Below are 17,824 nucleotides of genomic sequence, written 5' to 3' on the forward strand. Positions count from 1 at the left end.
AACTTTTTGGGTCCACTATAAAAAGTGGTCCAGGATTTTTTGTTATTCAAACTCGCCGTTAACGAATTGAGAATTGTATAGATTGTAGTAGAAACCTTTTTGATCAAGTAATTCAAAATGATTACCTGTTTCAATCACATCACCATGATTTAACACGATAATGTTATCCGCATCTTGAATGGTAGATAAACGATGGGCAACAACAAATGATGTACGACCTTCTAGTAATTGACTCATTGCTTTTTGAATCAATTTTTCAGTACGGGTATCGATTGATGATGTAGCCTCATCTAAGATTAAGATTTCAGGATCTGACATAAAGGCACGTGCAATTGTTAATAATTGGCGTTGACCTTGAGATAAGTTAGAACCATCTTGGTTAATTACCGTATCATAGCCATCAGGTAATTTGCGCACAAAATCATCTACGTGTGCTGCCTTCGCTGCGCGAATGATATCCTCACGGGTAATATTGTCTTTGTGAGAACCGTAAGCGATATTTTCAGCGATAGTCCCATTAAATAACCACGTATCTTGAAGCACCATACCCATTTTGGCACGTAATGCTTCTTGTGTAATATCACGGGTATCTACACCATCAAACTTAATCGAACCGCCTGAAATGTTATAGAAGCGCTCAATCAAGTTGATAATAGTTGATTTACCTGCACCAGTTGGTCCAACAATGGCGACCATTTGACCAGGTGCAACGTTCAAGTTGAAATCATGCATTAGTAGGTTCTCTTTACCTTCTTCATAACCAAATTGAACGTGTTCGAAAATCATTTTGTATTCTGTATCGATGGCTGGAATATTTGACGGTTCTTCTTCCATTTCCGCAACATCTAAGAATTCAAAAATACGTTCAATTGAAGCCACCATACGTTGTAATTGGTTAATCATATTGGCTGTCTGTTTTAAAGGTTCTGATAAAATACCTGCATATTGTAACATGGCTTGCACATCCCCGATTGGCATCGTACCATCGGCAACTGAGAAACCACCAACAATGGCAACTGCTACATAACCGAAGTTTTTCGCTAAGTTCATTAGCGGCATCAAGATACCTGAAATAAATTGGGCTTTCCAAGAAATTTCATAGTATTCATCAGATTTTGCCTTAAATTGAGCAATTTTATGATTATTTTGGTTAAAAGCATTATTTTCTACTTGCCCAGAATAATTTTCTTCAATGTAGGCATTCATATTCCCTTGCACACGTTGTTGCGCAGCGAATAATCTTTGCGAAACAGGTGTCACGGATAACATGATAATTGTAGACAGAATAATCGTACCTGCAGCAATTAAAGTCATTTTAGGACTAATTAAAGTCATCATGACTAAAGTTAAAATAAATTGCGTTGCTGACATCAAAACTTGTTGTAAGGTTTGTTGTAGCGTCATCCCAACATTTTCGATATCATTGATCGCACGTGACATGATTTCCCCATTTGGTGTTGCATCTAAAAATGAAATTGGCAAACGGTTCAATTTTTCACGCATATCATTACGTAAATCTTCAATGACGTGTTGCGATGTGCGACTTAATAAAACACCTTGTAAGAAGTTGAAAATCGCAGAAATAATATAGAATGTCACAACATTTACTAGAATTTTGGCAAGTCCAGTATAGTCAATAACAAACATTTCTTGACCATCCACATTTTGTAAACCATTACTTACCCCATCCGTAATCAAGGTTGTTGCTTGACCCAAGATACGTGGAGAGACAATTTGAAAGACTGTTGATAAAACAATCAAAATGATAATCAAAAGGAATGTCCATTTACGTGTAGCCATATATTTAATAAAACGACCTAAAGTAGACCAGAAATTTTTTGGTTTATGACGGCGGCCTTCTAGTTGTTTCTTTTTATCTGCCATTATTCCGCCTCCTTAATTTGTGATTCTACAATTTCACGATAAATATCATTCGCCATCAATTCATCATGCGTACCCATACCAGAAATTTCACCCTTATCAAGGACGATAATCGTGTCGGCATCACGAATAGTTGACACACGTTGTGCAATAATAATTGTCGCCGCATCAGCAGTCACATCTTTCAACGCTGCACGTAATTTTCGGTCAGTTGTATAGTCAAGGGCTGAGAATGAATCATCGAAAATATAAATATTTGCATGTTTTACAATAGCACGAGCAATACTTAGACGTTGTTTTTGCCCTCCAGAGAAGTTATTCCCACCTTGAGAAACAGGAGCGTCCAAGCCTTCAGGTAAACCACGGACAAAGTCTTCTGATTGCGCAATGCGTAAGGCATACCACAAATCATCGTCACTAGCGTTGGCATTCCCATATAACAGGTTTTCACGAATTGTACCAGCAAATAAATTGGCTTTTTGTGGCACATAACCGATTAACTGACGCAAATTATCTAGTGAATAATCACGTACATCATGATCGTGTACCTTAACTGAACCAGCTGTTACATCTGAAAAACGCATAATTAAATTCGCAATAGTGGATTTACCAGAACCTGTACCCCCAATAATTGCCAATGTTTGACCAGGTCCGACTTGGAAACTGATATTATCTAATACATTTGCTTCAGCATTACCAAATTTGAAATCAACATCTTCAAAAACAACTTTACCAGGTTCAGCCGGATTCACTGAAACCGGGTTTTCTGGAGAATGAATTGTAATTTCTGTATCTAAGATTTCGTTGATACGTTGTGCTGAAACTTGGGCTCTAGGTAAAATAACAAAAATCATTCCTAACATCATAAACGAGAACATAATGATGAATGAATAGTTCACGAAAGATAAAATAACCCCAACACTTAATTCTTGAGCAGCAACTAAGTGAGCACCACGCCAAGATAAGGTGATGTTAGTTAACGATAAGATAGTCGTCATGATTGGCATTAAAAAAGACATACGGAACATTGCTTTGATGGCAGTGTCCGCATAATCTCTGTTAGCCGTAGCAAATCGTTCCTCTTCAAATTTAGAACGATTAAAAGCACGAATCACGCGCACACCAGTTAATCCTTCACGGAAAATTAGGTTCAAATCATCCACTTTTCGTTGCATTGATTTGAAATACGGTGAAACCATGCGTAAAATAACAAAAATTAAAATAGCTAAAATTGGACCAGTAACAGCGTAAACTAAGCTCAATTCTGGACTTGAAATTACAGCCATCACAACAGCTGCTACTAACATAGCTGGTGCCAATAAAACCATACGCATAATCATCATCACAGTCACTTCAATTTGTTGAATATCATTTGATGATCGCGTAATTAATGAAGCCTCTCCAAAATCTCCCATATTTTCCTTTGAAAATCTGAGCACTTTTGAATAAATTTCATTACGTAATTCACGTCCCAAGTTTTGACTTGTGCGCGCGGCAATAAATACAGAAATGGTAGCTGATCCAATAACCAATAACGTAATTAAAATCATTTGCCCACCAATACTGTAGATTGCTTGCATATTACCTGTCGCTACCCCGTCATCGATAATACGAGCAGTTTGCGTTGGTAATAGCAACTCCCCTACGGCCTGTGTCATTGCAAATAAAATTGCACCAACCATGGCCCATACGGGAATGCGTTTAATTAAACGCCACATATAATTCCTCCCTTAAAATATATTTGTAAAAAACAGTGCGATTTATCCATTATACGCCCCTTTAGACCAATTCTCAAATAGATGGCACTTATTTTTCTTCAGTAATTTCTTCATCAAATTGGGCTAGGTCTATTTCATCAAATTCGCTATCATCATCTTCGTACAAACCTGACACTGCTTTATACCAAGCAAAGAAATGTAAGAAAATCACTTTTAACACTGCATAGATTGGAATGATGAATACTACACCTGCTACACCATATAAATTACCCGCTGCAATTAATAAAAGCATAATCGTTACAGGATGAATTTCTAAGTTTGACCCCAACACTTGAGGTGAAATCACTCTACTCTCAATCGTTTGTTCTACTGCGAAAACAATCAGCACTTGGATAATCATAATTGGCCCTACTACAATGGCAACAATGATTGCCGGAATCATCGCAAGGAATGAACCAACATAAGGGATAATATTTAAGAAGCCTGCTGCTACCCCTATAATGGCACCATACGGTAATCCAATAATGGCATAACCAATTACGAACATAATTGCGACTGCAATTGCGACGATAATTTGGCCACGAATATATTGGCTAATTTGTTTGTTCATATCGGCTAATAAATGCATGGTAGATTGACGGATTTGGGTTGGTAAATATTGAGATAAGAATCCTGGCAGTTTATAACCATCTCGTAACATATAGAATAAAATAATGGGTGCTGTAACAATAGCAATAGTTACACGGGTGACAGTACCAACAATAGAAGATAGACTCGTAATCGCACTATTTGCGATATTTTCCCAATTAAAACTAGAAAGATCTTGGAATCTCGTCATGAAACTTTGAATAACTAAATCCACCTGATCGTACCAATCTCCTTTGATAAAACCTTGGAGACGGCTTTGATAATTTTGCCAGATTGAATCCCAGTTATTAATTAAATTGCGTCCTTCATCAACTAATGATGGAATGAGTGCGATTAATCCGGTGATCACAATAGCAATCAGAATCAACACAATGGCAGAACCAATCGTACGGTTTACTTTATGATTGGCTAGGCTATTGACTAATGGCACGGATAAATAGTAAAAAATACTAGCAATCACAATTGGTAATGAAATTACTTGGAAAAATGAAATGATAGGATCAAATAAAAAAGCAATTTTACTAAATTGACTCACAAAAATGGAAATCAAAATCAAAATAATAAGGATACCCACATAGCGGTTATTTAGAATATGTAAGTAAAACCAACTACGATTGTTTGTTTTTTTATCATCTGCCCGTCTTTTTTTCGCACGACTGACATTCTTTTGATTTAATTCTCTTGGTGTGTTTTCAAGATCATTTGAATTCATAGTATTCACTCCTTTAGAAAGCTCACTTTATTATAGCAAATCAATGGATGTAAAGCTTTGTATCTACAACCCTTTTTCGTGTGAAATGTGACAATCTTTAGTATAATAAAAGCAATTACAGAAAGTGAGGTTTTAATTTTATGGAAACAATTTATTTAGGCGGATATACACGTGAAGATAATAAAGGAATTCATGCATTAAACTTAGACACAGCAGCAGGTAAATTGGTGGATGAAACATTAATTATTGAGGAAAACAATCCTACATATTTAACATTATCAGCTGATGGTAACCACCTATTTACCTTAAGTGATGGTGATGAACCTGGACTTGCACACTATGAATTAGTGGATGGAAGCTTCACTTTTAAAGGACGTACAAAAGTTTTCAATGAAAATGGTTGTTATGTTACTTATGATGAAACAAACCATGTAGTATACAATGCAAACTACAAAAAAGGTGAACTAGCTGTTATTGATGTCTTAGCTGACGGTAGCTTATCTGTAGCGGATATCGTACAACACACATCACCAGTGGGCCCTCATGAAAATCAAGACTTTGCGCATGCGCATTTTATTCACCCTACTAATGACAACAAATTCATCTTGTCGTGTGATTTGGGTACTGATGAAGTGCATTCATACCGCTTAACTGAAGACCATAAATTAGATGAAGTGAGTGTATACAAAGCTGCACCAGGTACTGGTCCTCGTCATCTAGCTTTCCACCACTCTGAATCTATCGTTTACCTATTAGGTGAATTAGACTATACCGTTACTGTATTACACATTAATGAAGATGGTAGCTTAACTGCTGGCAACATTTACAACACAATTCCAAGTGATTGGACAGAATTTAACTCAAGTGCAGCGATTCGTTTATCTGCAGATAACAAGTTCTTATATGTTTCTAACCGTGGTCACAATTCAATCACTGTTTTTGCTGTTTCTGAAGATGGTCAAACACTTACTGAAATTCAAAACATCTCTACTGAAGGTGATTTCCCACGTGATTTCAACTTCAATGCTGATGAAACATACGTTATTGTTGGTCACCAATTCCAAGCGCAAATTTCATTATTCAAACGTGATGCAGCATCTGGTTTATTAACATATGCCGATAACATTGCTGTAAACGAAATTGTTTGTGTAACACCAGCTTAATTTAACTCATAAAAACATTGTAAAAAATATAAGCAAGTCCAAGAAATGGGCTTGCTAATTTTTTACAATAAAACGCCTAAAAGATTGCTAAAATCAAGACCTCAAAGATAAAATGAAATAAACAAAAGAAATAGAGAAAGACAGGTATACCAATATGTATCATTTAGTCGCGCAAGATATTGACGAAAAATTACGTTACAAATTACTTTCAGGTTCAGTAGTACCTCGGCCTGTAGGTTGGATTACAACACAAAATACTGAAAATGACATTATTAATTTAGCCCCCTTTTCATTTACGAGCGGTGCGGGTCAAAAAATGCCATTATTATCCATCGCAATTTTACGAAAAGAAGACTATTCAATAAAAGATTCGGCACGCAATTTATTGGATGTTCCTGAAGCAGTGATGAATGTTGTGAGTAAATCACAAATCAAGGAAATGAATGCGACTGCTGCCCTTGTTGGACCAGATGTAAGTGAAATCGAATTGGCAGGCATTGAAACCATTGATAGTCATACTGTATCCGTACCAGGGGTAAAAGATTCATTAATACGATTAGAAATGAAGGTTTACCAATATATCCCTATCAAAGATCATGAAAATCGAATCATCACAGATATGTTTATCTTTGAAGTGACCGATTATCATTTAGATGAAAGTATCTATGATGAGGATAAAGGTTATATCAAATATGAAAACTTGGAACCAGTTGCCCGTCTTGCAGGTAATCTATTTACCGATATCGGGGTCCCTTATGTATTGAAACGCCCACTATAAATACAAAAAAATAGCGTCCTAGACATCTTTAATGTCTGGGACGCTATTTTTATATAGTTGGAAAGTAGCTTATTTTGAACGAATAAATGTACGACCTAATGCTTTAGGACCTTGAGCTTTACCGATAAATACTACTAAAACAATAATTGTTAAAATGTAAGGAGCGACATCCAGGTATACTGAAGGGATATCTTTGATAACTGGAATATAGTTGGCTGTTACAGAAAGGCTTTGCGCAAATCCGAAGAAGATTGCAGCCCCCATAGCGCCGATTGGATGCCATTTACCAAATACCATAGCCGCCATAGCCATGAAACCTTGACCGGCTACAGTAACAAGTGAGAATTCATTTTGTACAGCTTGCGCTTGAACTGCCCCACCAATACCACCTAAGAAACCTGAAATTAACACACCAGCATATTTCATTGCGTAAACATTGATACCTAATGTTTCAGATGCTTCCGGATGCTCACCTACTGAACGTAAACGTAAACCAAATCTTGTTTTGAATAAAACAAACCAAGCGATGATTGCAACGATAACACCTAAGTAGGCAGGACCAGAAGTATTTTCAAAGAAAATTGGGCCGATGATTGGAATATTGTTTAATCCTAAAATGTTATAAGTAACGAATGGTCGTGCTAATGGACCAGTTTGTGCAGCACCATAAATAGCACGAACTAGGAATACAGCCAAACCAGGTGCTGCCAAGTTCAATACAGTACCAGAAATTGTTTGGTCAGCTCGGAAGTTAATTGAAGATACCGCATGGATTGATGAATAAATCAAACCAATGATACCACCAATGATTAAGCCAATCCAAGGTGTCATACCACCAAAAGTACCCGCCATACTAATATTAAAGATTGCGGATGCAAATGCACCCATAACCATAATACCTTCCAAACCAATATTAACTACACCAGATCGTTCAGAAAAAGTACCACCAATAGCAGTAAAAATCAGAGGTGCGGAATACATTAACGTTGAAGAAACGATTAATTGTAATGTCGTTAGTAAATCCATTATTTATCCCCTCCTGCTTGTTTAGTTTTTCTGTTTTTGATTTTATCTAAACCATATCTGATGATGTAAGATGATCCGATGAAGAAGATAATAGCGGCAGTAATAACTGATGCTAATTCATCTGGTACACCAGCACGTGTTGGCATAAATGATGCCCCAATGTTTAGTAAACCAAATAATAGAGATGCAAGGAATGTACCAACTGGCGTACCCATACCTAATAGACCAACGGCAATACCGTTAAATCCTTCTGAAGGTAGAGAGTTCAGTGTATATAAGTTACCAAATGTACCGATACCATGGATTACACCAGCAAGACCGGCTAATGCACCAGATAAGAAGATTGCTAAAACAATGTTCTTTTCAGCATTGATACCTGCATATACTGCAGCATCCTTGTTTAAACCAACTGATCGTAATTCAAAACCAGTTGTCGTATTTTTCATCACGAATCCATATAGAATTACCATAGCAATGGCAATGAAAATACCAATATTAATACGAGAGCCACCTGTAAGTGTCGTTAACCATGCAATAGCAAGGCTAGCATTTTCACCAACTTTTTCGGTTTGGTTACCCGTTCCTAAAACTTCACGGATTAAGTAGTTTGTTGTATATAACATGATGTAGTTCAACATGATTGTGACAACAACTTCATTCGTACCAAGGTAAGCCCGTAATACACCAGCGATTGATGCATATAATGCACCTGCTAAAGTACCAAGAATTAAAATTAATGGCACCATGATAATACGTGGAATATCAGGGAACGCTAAACCAATCGCTACAGATGTTAACCAACCAGCAACTAATTGACCAGAAAGACCAATATTGAAGAAGCCAGATTGATAAGCAATATTAAACGCTAAACCGGTTAAGGTTAATACAGTTGCTTGACGTAATACTTCACCAATGAAGTATGGGTTTGATACAACTGGTACGATCATTGCGTTGTAGGCTGTGATTGGATTATAGCCAAAGAATAACATGATGATGGCACCTAGAAGGAAACCACACAAAATAGAAATAATAGGTACACTGATTTTGTCGATAAAACGACTAGATTTAGATTGATTCAACAGGTTCTCCTCCTTCAATAGTCATATCATGCTCAGAACGCACTTGGCTTTGAAGACGAGCTTCTTCCAGTGGTACGCCCGCCATTAATAAACCTAATTCAGATTCATTTGTTTCATTTGCGTTCACAATGGCAATAATTTGCCCTTCATGCATTACAGCAATACGGTCAGAAACGCCCATGATTTCATCTAACTCAAAGCTCATCAATAGAACAGCTTTACCAGCATCACGATGTTGGATTAAGCGGTCATGCACAAATTCAATTGCACCTACATCTAAACCACGTGTTGGTTGTGCAGCAATTAATAGATCAGGATTTCGGTCTAATTCACGCGCAATGATTACTTTCTGTTGGTTACCACCAGATAAGTCACCTGCTAAAGCAAATTCACTCGTCGTACGCACATCAAATTCTTCAATTAATGTACGTGCATGTTCTTGAATAAATTTGTGGTTTAATAAACCACGATTTGAAAATGGTTTATGGTAGTAAGATTGCATTGCCATATTTTCAGCAATACTTAATGGTAAGAATAAACCATGTTTTTGACGGTCTTCTGGAATATGACCTAAACCAGCTTCAGTGATTTTACGAGGTTTTTTATTTGTTACATCTTTACCGCTTAATTGAACACGACCTGATTCAATTTTACGTAAACCTGAAATAGCTTGGATTAATTCTGATTGACCATTCCCATCAATACCAGCAATACCAAGAATTTCACCGCCGCGAACGTTGAAATTTACTTTTTTCACAGCATCTAAGCCACGAGATTCTTTAACAACTAAATCTTCAACTTCTAAAACAACCTCTTTCAATTGAGGTGCTTGTTTGTTCACTTGGAAGTTTACGTGACGGCCAACCATCATGTCAGCAAGTTCTTGTTTACTTACATCAGCAACATTTACAGTACCAATTGTTTGTCCACGACGAATAACCGTACAGCGGTCTGCAACAGTAGTGATTTCGTCCAATTTATGGGTAATCAAAATAATTGATTTACCTTCAAGTGTCATAGCTTTCATGATTTGCATTAATTCATCAATTTCTTGAGGGGTTAAAACCGCTGTTGGCTCATCAAAGATTAAAATATCTGCACCACGATACAGTGCTTTGATAATTTCTACCCTTTGTTGTTGACCTACAGAAATATCTTGTACATATGCATCAGGATTCACAGCTAGATGATATTTTTCAGATAATTCTTTAATTTGTTCATTGGCTGCCGCAGAGTCAATATAGCCAAATTTAGTTGTTTCTTTACCCAAAGTGATATTTTCTGCCACTGTAAAATTATCAATCAACATAAAATGTTGATGAACCATTCCAATACCTAATTTATTCGCTACTTCAGGTGAAGAAATAGATTCAACTTGACCATTTACCAAGATTTCACCAGAAGTTGGTGATAATAATCCAGATAAAATGTTCATTAAAGTAGATTTACCAGCACCATTTTCACCTAAAAGTGCGTGGATCTCTCCTTTTTTCAAATTAAGATTGATATTGTCATTTGCTTTGTAAGTACCGAAAATCTTTGTGATATCGTGCATCTCAATGACATTTTCCGTATGCATAAGTCTAACCTCTCATTTCTAGATTTCACAGAAAAGCGTCAGCCCATTACGACTGACGCAACTTTCCATTCAATTGTGTATTCTATTATTCTGACAATGTTTCAGGAACAGTGATTTCACCGTCGATAATTTGTTGTTTAGCTTCTTCAACTTTGGCAATAGTTTCTTCAGATAAGTTACCTTCAGTTAAATCAACTGTACCTTCCGCTAAACCATATTCTACCAATTCTCCGCCTGGGAATCCATCACTAATTGTTTGATTTGAAATTGCTTGGATTGCAGAACCAGTATCTTTAATTGTTGAAGTTAAAGTGAAGTTACCACCTGACCATTCACCTTCTTCGCTTTGGTCACGGTCAACACCGATAACCCAAAGTTTTTCGTCTGGAGTTGCTTCTAAACGGTTACGTGCTTCTGTGAAGACACCGTTACCTGATGCACCAGCAGCTGCGTAGATTACGTCAACGCCACTTGTGTACATTGCGTTAGCAATTTGTTGACCAGTTGCTGCATCACCGAATGATTCAACGTATTGTGCGTCTACTTCGATTGAGTCATCAATTGAAGCTACACCAGCTTTGAAACCAGCTTCGAAACGTTCGATTGTAGGAGTTTGCATACCACCAACGAAACCAACTTTACCAGTTGTAGAGTTTTCAGCAGCAGCGATACCAGCTAAGAATGCTGCTTCTTGATCTTTAAATGTCATTGAAACAACGTTGTCGCCTTCAACTTCACCATCGATAATCGCAAAGTTTTGTTCTGGGTTAGCAGGTGCTACTTCAGCGATAGTGTCTACTAACATGAAGCCCATACCAAAGATAATGTCATAACCATCTGCGATAGCAGTGTTAAAGTTTGGTACGAAGTCAGCTGAATCATCTGATTGGTAGTATTGAACTTTGTTACCAGTTTCTTCAGACCAAGCTTGCATACCTTCCCAAGCTGATTGGTTGAATGAACGGTCGTCAACGCCACCTTCGTCAGTAATCATTGCAATTGCGTATTCACCAGTAGCTGATGAAGTAGATTCTGAACCGCTAGCAGCAGAAGAAGTTTCTGAAGCAGTGCTAGATGAACCTGCATCTTGACCTTGGCAAGCAGCTAATGCGAATACAGAAGCACCTAATAAAGCAATTGTTTTAAATTTTGATGACATGAATTTTTCCTCCCGAATGCGAATGTTAGTTTGTAATTTTAATGTTATTGTTCGCTTATTACATTGATAATATTACTCGATTCTCTCAGAATTGTAAAGACATATTTACAAAAAATGTTCGTATTTTTTTAATATTTGATGGTTTTCGCTTATTTCAAGCCTATTTTCAGGAAAAATCACGAACAATATTGGTATTTTTTATGAAAATGGCTTAAATTTCTTTCAAAAAATTTCCCCCTATCAATAAATATAGGAGGAAATTTACATTTATTTAATTATTTATAGATACTGAACCAACCACTTCGGTATGGTTAACTTGACCAGAAGCAGTTAATGAAAGAATTGATGAGCCTTCTAAGTTAGTAAATACGACTACGATAGATTTTCCTTTACCAGCAGCTTCTAATTGCGCTAAATCAACGACAGCAATTAAAGAACCTTCTTCGACGCGATCACCTTCAGCAATTTTCACTTCGAAAGGTGCCCCATCTAACTCAACTGTATCAATACCCATGTGAACTAAAACTTCAACATCTTCATCAGTTTTAATATAGATGGCATGTTTAGTTGGGAAAATACTCATTACTGTACCAGCAACTGGTGCAAATACTTCAGTAGATACAGGTTCAATGGCATAGCCGTCACCCATCATTTTTTGAGAAAATACAGGATCGTCTACCTGATCAATAGTTTTGAATTCACCTGTGGCAGGAGCAAATAAGACTTCACTTGAAGTTGCATTTTGCTGAGCTGTCTGTTTGCTTTTATCTTTCTTGAAAAAATTAAACATAATTTTTTTGGCTCCTTATCGATTTCTTTATCTTTAACTATGGATAAATCATAACATAATCACAAAAATAATGGAATGAAATCCCTTAATACGTTAAATGAATAGAAAATTTAAAAGTCTTCTTAAATTTTCTATGTTTTTTTGTTTTATTAACGTCTTTCATTTATACTTAATTGGTAATTATTTATTTAATGAAGGGATATTGATATATGTTAGATACATTAAAAGTCATTTTATTCGGGATTGTTGAGGGTATCACCGAATGGTTACCTATTTCATCTACCGGACATATGATCTTATTAGAAGAATTTATTACTTTAGATGTTCGTCAAGAATTCTGGGATATATTTCTTGTAGTAATCCAATTAGGAGCGATTCTAGCGGTTGTGTGGTTGAATTTCAGCCAATTAAACCCAATCGCACCGAGTAAATCTAAGGAAGAAAAAACAGAAACTTGGATGACATGGGTTAAAGTAATTGTTGGATGCTTACCTGCAGCTGTTTTAGGTTTATTACTTGATGATTGGATGGAAGCGAACTTGATGAACTGGTTTGTTGTTTCAATTATGTTAATCCTTTATGGTATTTGGTTCATTTGGATTGAAAACCGTCATCAAAACGTACAACCTCGTATTAATAGCATGGCTGAAATGTCTTATATTGATGCATTAAAAATCGGTATGTTCCAAGTTTTATCATTAGTACCCGGTACGTCTAGATCAGGTTCAACTATTTTAGGTGCAACGATTGTAGGTACATCTCGTCCCCTAGCAGCAAACTTCTCATTCTTTATGTCTATTCCGATTATGTTTGGTGCATCCGCATTAAAACTAGTCAAAGCTTTCTTAGACGGCTTCCAGTTCACAGCTAGTGAAGTTTGGTTGTTACTGGTAGGTATGGTTGTTGCCTTTGTCGTTTCAGTGCTTACAATTAAATTGTTCTTGAAATACATTAAAACAAATGACTTCAAGGTATTCGGTTGGTACCGTATTGGTTTAGGTATCATTGTAATTTTGTATTTCTTACTATTCTAATTCTATAATATGTATGTGAAAAAGACATACATAATAAAAAGCATCAAGGATATGTATCCTTGATGCTTTTCTTTTGCGCTTAATTATTAAAAAATTCATTGTAGATAGCACGAACGGCATCATTTTCACGTTCTTCAATAATACCAAACATGACTGAAATTTCTGATGAACCTTGGTTAATCATTTCCAAGTTGATGCCAGCTTCAGATAAGGCTTTGGTTGCACGCGCTGTGTTCCCAATATTTTCAATCATGCCTTCCCCTACAATCATTAGTAAACTGATATTATCACGTTTTTCGATTGCATCCGCCGCTGTTTCAGCTTTGATTTCGATAACCATTTCTTCAAATTCAGTTTTTGATAAAGAATCTTCTTTGAAAATAACATCTATATCATCAATGCCAGATACGATATGCTCAAAAGAAACGTTATATTTTTCCAACACTGATAATACACGACGAACAAAACCAACTTCACGGTTCATCATATATTTTTGAATATACACACTAGCAAAACCACTTGTAGAAGCGATACCAGAAATTGGTAAATGGTTCTTTGGACGAGTACGTGTAATCAAAGTACCTGGTGCTTGTGGTTCATTTGTATTTTTGATTGCTACTGGAATGTTTGCGATAAACGCTGGTTGTAAAGCTTCATCATGGAATACAGAGAATCCAGCATATGAAAGTTCACGCATTTCAGAATATGTTAATTGTTCGATTGGAACAGGATTTGAAACTACACCTGGATTAGCTACATATATAGAAGAAACATCTGTAAAGTTCTCATACATATCTGCTTTTACCCCATTAGCTACTATGGCACCGGTAATATCCGAACCACCACGTGAAAATGTAACTAGTTTACCAGTTTTGGTGTAACCAAAGAAACCTGGAATTACGACAACACTCTCTTGTTTACGTAGTTTATATAAGTTTTGATAAGATTCCGGCAATACACGCGCATGGCCTGGATTATCTGATAAATATAATCCTGCATCTTGAGGGTTCATATATACAGCATCTAATCCTTGTTCAGAAAAATATGCAGCAATTAATTGTGCATTTGCATCTTCACCAAAAGCTTTCACAGCATCAGTAAAATAAGCAGTATTTTCATATGTATCATCAGTAATTGTTCTATTTAATTGTTTAGATAATTTTTCTACAATGGCTAAATCCATATTTAAGCCTTCTGCAGTATCTCTGAAGCGATCAATAATCTTGTTAAAAGTAGCTGACGCATTATCACTATCACGCAAAGTTTCCGCAGCTAAGTCGATTAATAAATCAGTTACCTTAATATCAGACTTATCACGTTTCCCGGGTGCGGATACAATCACAAATTTTCTACTCGTATCCTCTAGGACAATGTTTTTTACTTTTTCCAACTGTTCAGCAGATGCTACTGAAGATCCACCAAATTTGATTACTTTCATCTTTTCATCTCATTCCAATCCAATTTTAATCTAACTAATCGTTAGCTTATCATAAATATAGGTCTTACTTCAATAGAAAAAATGCCGTAACACCCTGATAGTGTTACGACATGGGTAAAAATTATGTTAACTGCACTTGATTAATGTACTAATCCTTCATACAATGCGATATATTCCTTAGCAGGTTCTGTCCAAGAAAAATCAGTAGCCATTGCCTGTTGGATCAATTGATACCATGCATCTGGATTTTGTTCATATACATCAAGCGCATAATGAATGGTTTGTAAGAAAGTATCACCATTGAAAATGTTAAAGCTGAAGCCATTACCTTCACCAGTATATTGATTATATGGCTGTACGGTATCAGACAAGCCGCCTGTTTCATGAACGATTGGCAACGTACCGTAACGCATTGAAATCATTTGGGAAAGACCACATGGCTCAAAAGCGCTTGGCATTAAGAATAAATCAGCACTTGCATAGATTTGTTGCGCTAATTCGACATCAAAATCGATATACGCACAGAATTGACCGCCGTATTTCCATTCAAAATATCGGAAAGAATTTTCAAATTGCGCTTCACCTGTTCCAAGTACGACTACTTGAACATTCCGACTATTCAATAATTCTTCTGCTTTTTCTTGAAGGAGTTGCATCCCTTTTTGATCAGTTAAGCGTGTTACAACACCAAGTAAAGCAACATCAGGATCAACTTTCAAGCCTATCCGTTCTTGTAGTGCCATTTTATTGGCTTTTTTCGCTTCAATTACATTAGAAGCGTCATAGTTGGCTGTAATAGCTGGATCAGTTGCCGGGTTGTTTTGGTCATAATCAATCCCATTTATAATACCTGACAATTTCCAATTATTGTATCGTAACTCACCATCTAATTTTTCACCAAATGCAGGTGTTTGGATTTCTCGAGCATAATTTGGACTAACTGTGGTTACTCGGTCAGAGAAATTAATCCCACCTTTAAGGTAATTCACTTGTCCCTCTTTCTCTACCCCATTTTCATGGTATAAAGACATGGTGGTCTTGAAAATATGGTTTAGAGAATCTGGACTTTGCCAACCTTGGAACCGAATATTGTGAATTGTTAAGACTTTACGGATATTCTTATACGCTTCAACCCAGTGATAACGGTCAACTAATAAAGCTGGAATCATGGCTGCTTGCCAGTCATTCACATGTATAATATCCGGAATAAAGTCGATTTTTTCCATCATTTCGATAACAGCTATATCAAAGAAACCAAAACGTTCTCCATCATCCCCTTGTCCGTATAATTGATCACGGTCAAAGTAGGCTAGGTTATCAACGAAATAATATTGAACATTATCTAATACTAAAGTTTTGATACCGACATAAGCAGTTTTATAACCTAATTCTACGCGGAAACTTGTAACATCAGTTAATTGTTCTTCAAATTTCTGAGGCATTTGCGTGTAATAGGGTAATACTACACGAATGTCGATACCTTGTTTACGTAATTCTTTCGGCAAAGCATAGGCTACATCACCTAGCCCACCTGTTTTGAAGAATGGCGCACCCTCAGCGGCTACAAATAATACTTTCATTTCATCATCCTTCCATGCTGCAAGTATTGTTGTTTAACAAAGATATTAACGAGCAGCTTTAAATTTATATGTTGCATTTTGGTAAGTATCATCTGATGCAGCAATATATGAACCTTTAGGAATAACAATTGGTTCATCTTGCGTACCGATGATTACAGCACCTGGTTCAACTTCAACTGATTTATCTAAGATAGCGTATTGAACAGTTGCACCTTTACCAATTTTAGCACCTTGATAAATAATTGCGTGGTCAACTTTTGCATTTGGACCAACTTCAACATTACGGAAGATGTGAGATTGTGAAACTTCACCATAGATTTGGCAACCAGTACCAATTTGTGCATTGATTACGTCAGCATGGTCACCATAATATGTTGGTGATCCATTATGTGCTTTAGTAATAATTGGTTGTTCGTCTTGGAATAATTGAGTGAAGTACTCACCATTAAGCATTTGCATACTTACATCGTAGTAAGATTTGATTGAATCCACATTACCAACGTAACCTTCGTATTTATAACCTTCGGCACGGTAGTCTCCCATGTATTCAACAATCACTTCATCCAATTCTTTGTAAAAATTATCATTTTCCGCTTTTTCAATCATTTCTAATAATTTTTCAGTGCGGATTAAAGTCATATTCAAATCATAATTTACAGTTGATTGATTAATTGGTGTAACACCTTCTTTGGTAATTCGGTCTACACAACCATCCTCAGCAAAGTGAATAATCGATTCATTTGGATGATATTCAATTAATTCACGTGGCACTTCTGCATATACACGTGTTAAATCTGATTCACAACGGTCCATTTGGTTCATCACTTCATCTAGATGAACATTGGCAACAATTTTCGCACCAGAAACAAATACGTATTGTGCATTAGAACGTTCAATGAATAAACGGTGATCATCATAGAAAGGCCCCTTGCGACTTGCAGCTTCGTAAAGCGCACGTTTGTGGTTCATTTGAGAAAATGTAAAAATACCACCAGTATAAGAGTCAAAGTTCCATGCCTTACCAGAACGAATATGGTCATATACAGAACGACCTGTTTCAGCCATAAATAAGGCTGCTGTGCGGATACCAGCATTCGCTAATGATGAAAGATAAAAGTCAAGAATACGGTAACGACACGCAAATGGTAAGTTGGCGATTGGACGATTTTCAGTTAATGGCATTAAAGCTTCTGGCGATTCATCTAAGTTTAAAATTGCTGTAACTTTGTTTTGAAACAT

The 17,824-nt window shown here is 36.4% G+C and carries 14 protein-coding genes; 3 read left to right on the forward strand and 11 right to left on the reverse strand.

All coding sequences use genetic code 11. The features are described 5' to 3' along the window. Positions 1 to 42: 42 nt before the first annotated feature. The 3 genes from EF384_RS06905 to EF384_RS06915 form a co-directional block, all read right to left on the reverse strand. Positions 43 to 1,884 (reverse strand): ABC transporter ATP-binding protein, encoded by a 1,842-nt coding sequence (locus EF384_RS06905; RefSeq protein ID WP_123780581.1) that lies wholly within the window; start codon positions 1,882 to 1,884, stop codon positions 43 to 45. After that, the gene (locus EF384_RS06910) at positions 1,884 to 3,599 is read right to left on the reverse strand and encodes an ABC transporter ATP-binding protein (RefSeq protein WP_123780583.1); all 1,716 of its coding nucleotides are present in this window, start codon (positions 3,597 to 3,599) and stop codon (positions 1,884 to 1,886) included. Before EF384_RS06910 ends, EF384_RS06905 begins: the two co-directional genes overlap by 1 nt. An 88-nt stretch (positions 3,600 to 3,687) precedes the next feature. After that, positions 3,688 to 4,959, reverse strand: coding sequence for an AI-2E family transporter (locus EF384_RS06915; RefSeq protein ID WP_123780585.1), 1,272 nt, complete (start codon positions 4,957 to 4,959; stop codon positions 3,688 to 3,690). Positions 4,960 to 5,099: 140 nt separating this feature from the next. Between EF384_RS06915 and EF384_RS06920 the strand changes: the two genes are divergently transcribed. Next, on the forward strand, positions 5,100 to 6,122 hold the full coding sequence (locus tag EF384_RS06920; RefSeq protein ID WP_123780587.1) for a lactonase family protein: 1,023 nt from the start codon (positions 5,100 to 5,102) through the stop codon (positions 6,120 to 6,122). Between the two features lie 154 nt (positions 6,123 to 6,276). Then, positions 6,277 to 6,900, forward strand: coding sequence for a flavin reductase family protein (locus tag EF384_RS06925; RefSeq protein ID WP_123780589.1), 624 nt, complete (start codon positions 6,277 to 6,279; stop codon positions 6,898 to 6,900). Between the two features lie 69 nt (positions 6,901 to 6,969). Here the strand turns inward: EF384_RS06925 and EF384_RS06930 are convergent, their stop codons facing one another. From EF384_RS06930 to EF384_RS06950, 5 genes are all read right to left on the reverse strand, one after another. Further along, a complete protein-coding gene (locus EF384_RS06930) occupies positions 6,970 to 7,926 on the reverse strand; it encodes an ABC transporter permease (protein WP_123780590.1) in 957 nt (318 codons plus the stop codon). Beyond that, on the reverse strand, positions 7,926 to 9,005 hold the full coding sequence (locus EF384_RS06935; RefSeq protein ID WP_123780592.1) for an ABC transporter permease: 1,080 nt from the start codon (positions 9,003 to 9,005) through the stop codon (positions 7,926 to 7,928). The genes EF384_RS06930 and EF384_RS06935 overlap by 1 nt, the downstream gene beginning before the upstream one ends. Then, complete coding sequence (locus EF384_RS06940; protein ID WP_123780594.1) at positions 8,992 to 10,584, reverse strand: ABC transporter ATP-binding protein; 1,593 nt, start codon at positions 10,582 to 10,584, stop codon at positions 8,992 to 8,994. The genes EF384_RS06935 and EF384_RS06940 overlap by 14 nt, the downstream gene beginning before the upstream one ends. Positions 10,585 to 10,669: 85 nt before the next feature. Then, entirely contained in the window at positions 10,670 to 11,743 is a 1,074-nt protein-coding gene (locus EF384_RS06945; RefSeq protein ID WP_123780596.1) for a BMP family lipoprotein, read from the reverse strand. 271 nt (positions 11,744 to 12,014) lie between these two features. Then, a complete protein-coding gene (locus EF384_RS06950) occupies positions 12,015 to 12,533 on the reverse strand; it encodes a PTS sugar transporter subunit IIA (protein ID WP_123780598.1) in 519 nt (172 codons plus the stop codon). 209 nt (positions 12,534 to 12,742) lie between these two features. Between EF384_RS06950 and EF384_RS06955 the strand changes: the two genes are divergently transcribed. Continuing rightward, positions 12,743 to 13,567, forward strand: a complete 825-nt coding sequence (locus EF384_RS06955) for an undecaprenyl-diphosphate phosphatase (protein ID WP_123780600.1) — start codon at positions 12,743 to 12,745, stop codon at positions 13,565 to 13,567. A gap of 79 nt (positions 13,568 to 13,646) precedes the next feature. Here EF384_RS06955 and EF384_RS06960 read toward each other — a convergent pair whose 3' ends face one another. From EF384_RS06960 to glgD, 3 genes are all read right to left on the reverse strand, one after another. Then, positions 13,647 to 15,005: an aspartate kinase gene (locus tag EF384_RS06960; RefSeq protein WP_123780603.1), complete on the reverse strand. Its 1,359-nt coding sequence runs from the start codon at positions 15,003 to 15,005 to the stop codon at positions 13,647 to 13,649. 140 nt (positions 15,006 to 15,145) lie between these two features. Further along, positions 15,146 to 16,585 (reverse strand): glycogen synthase GlgA, encoded by a 1,440-nt coding sequence (glgA, locus tag EF384_RS06965; protein ID WP_123780605.1) that lies wholly within the window; start codon positions 16,583 to 16,585, stop codon positions 15,146 to 15,148. Between the two features lie 45 nt (positions 16,586 to 16,630). After that, positions 16,631 to 17,824 carry a glucose-1-phosphate adenylyltransferase subunit GlgD gene (gene glgD / locus EF384_RS06970; protein WP_123780607.1) on the reverse strand — a complete coding sequence of 398 codons (1,194 nt, stop codon included), beginning with the start codon at positions 17,822 to 17,824 and terminating at the stop codon, positions 16,631 to 16,633.

It is taken from the genome of Aerococcus agrisoli (assembly GCF_003797145.1).
GTDB lineage: Bacteria > Bacillota > Bacilli > Lactobacillales > Aerococcaceae > Aerococcus > Aerococcus agrisoli.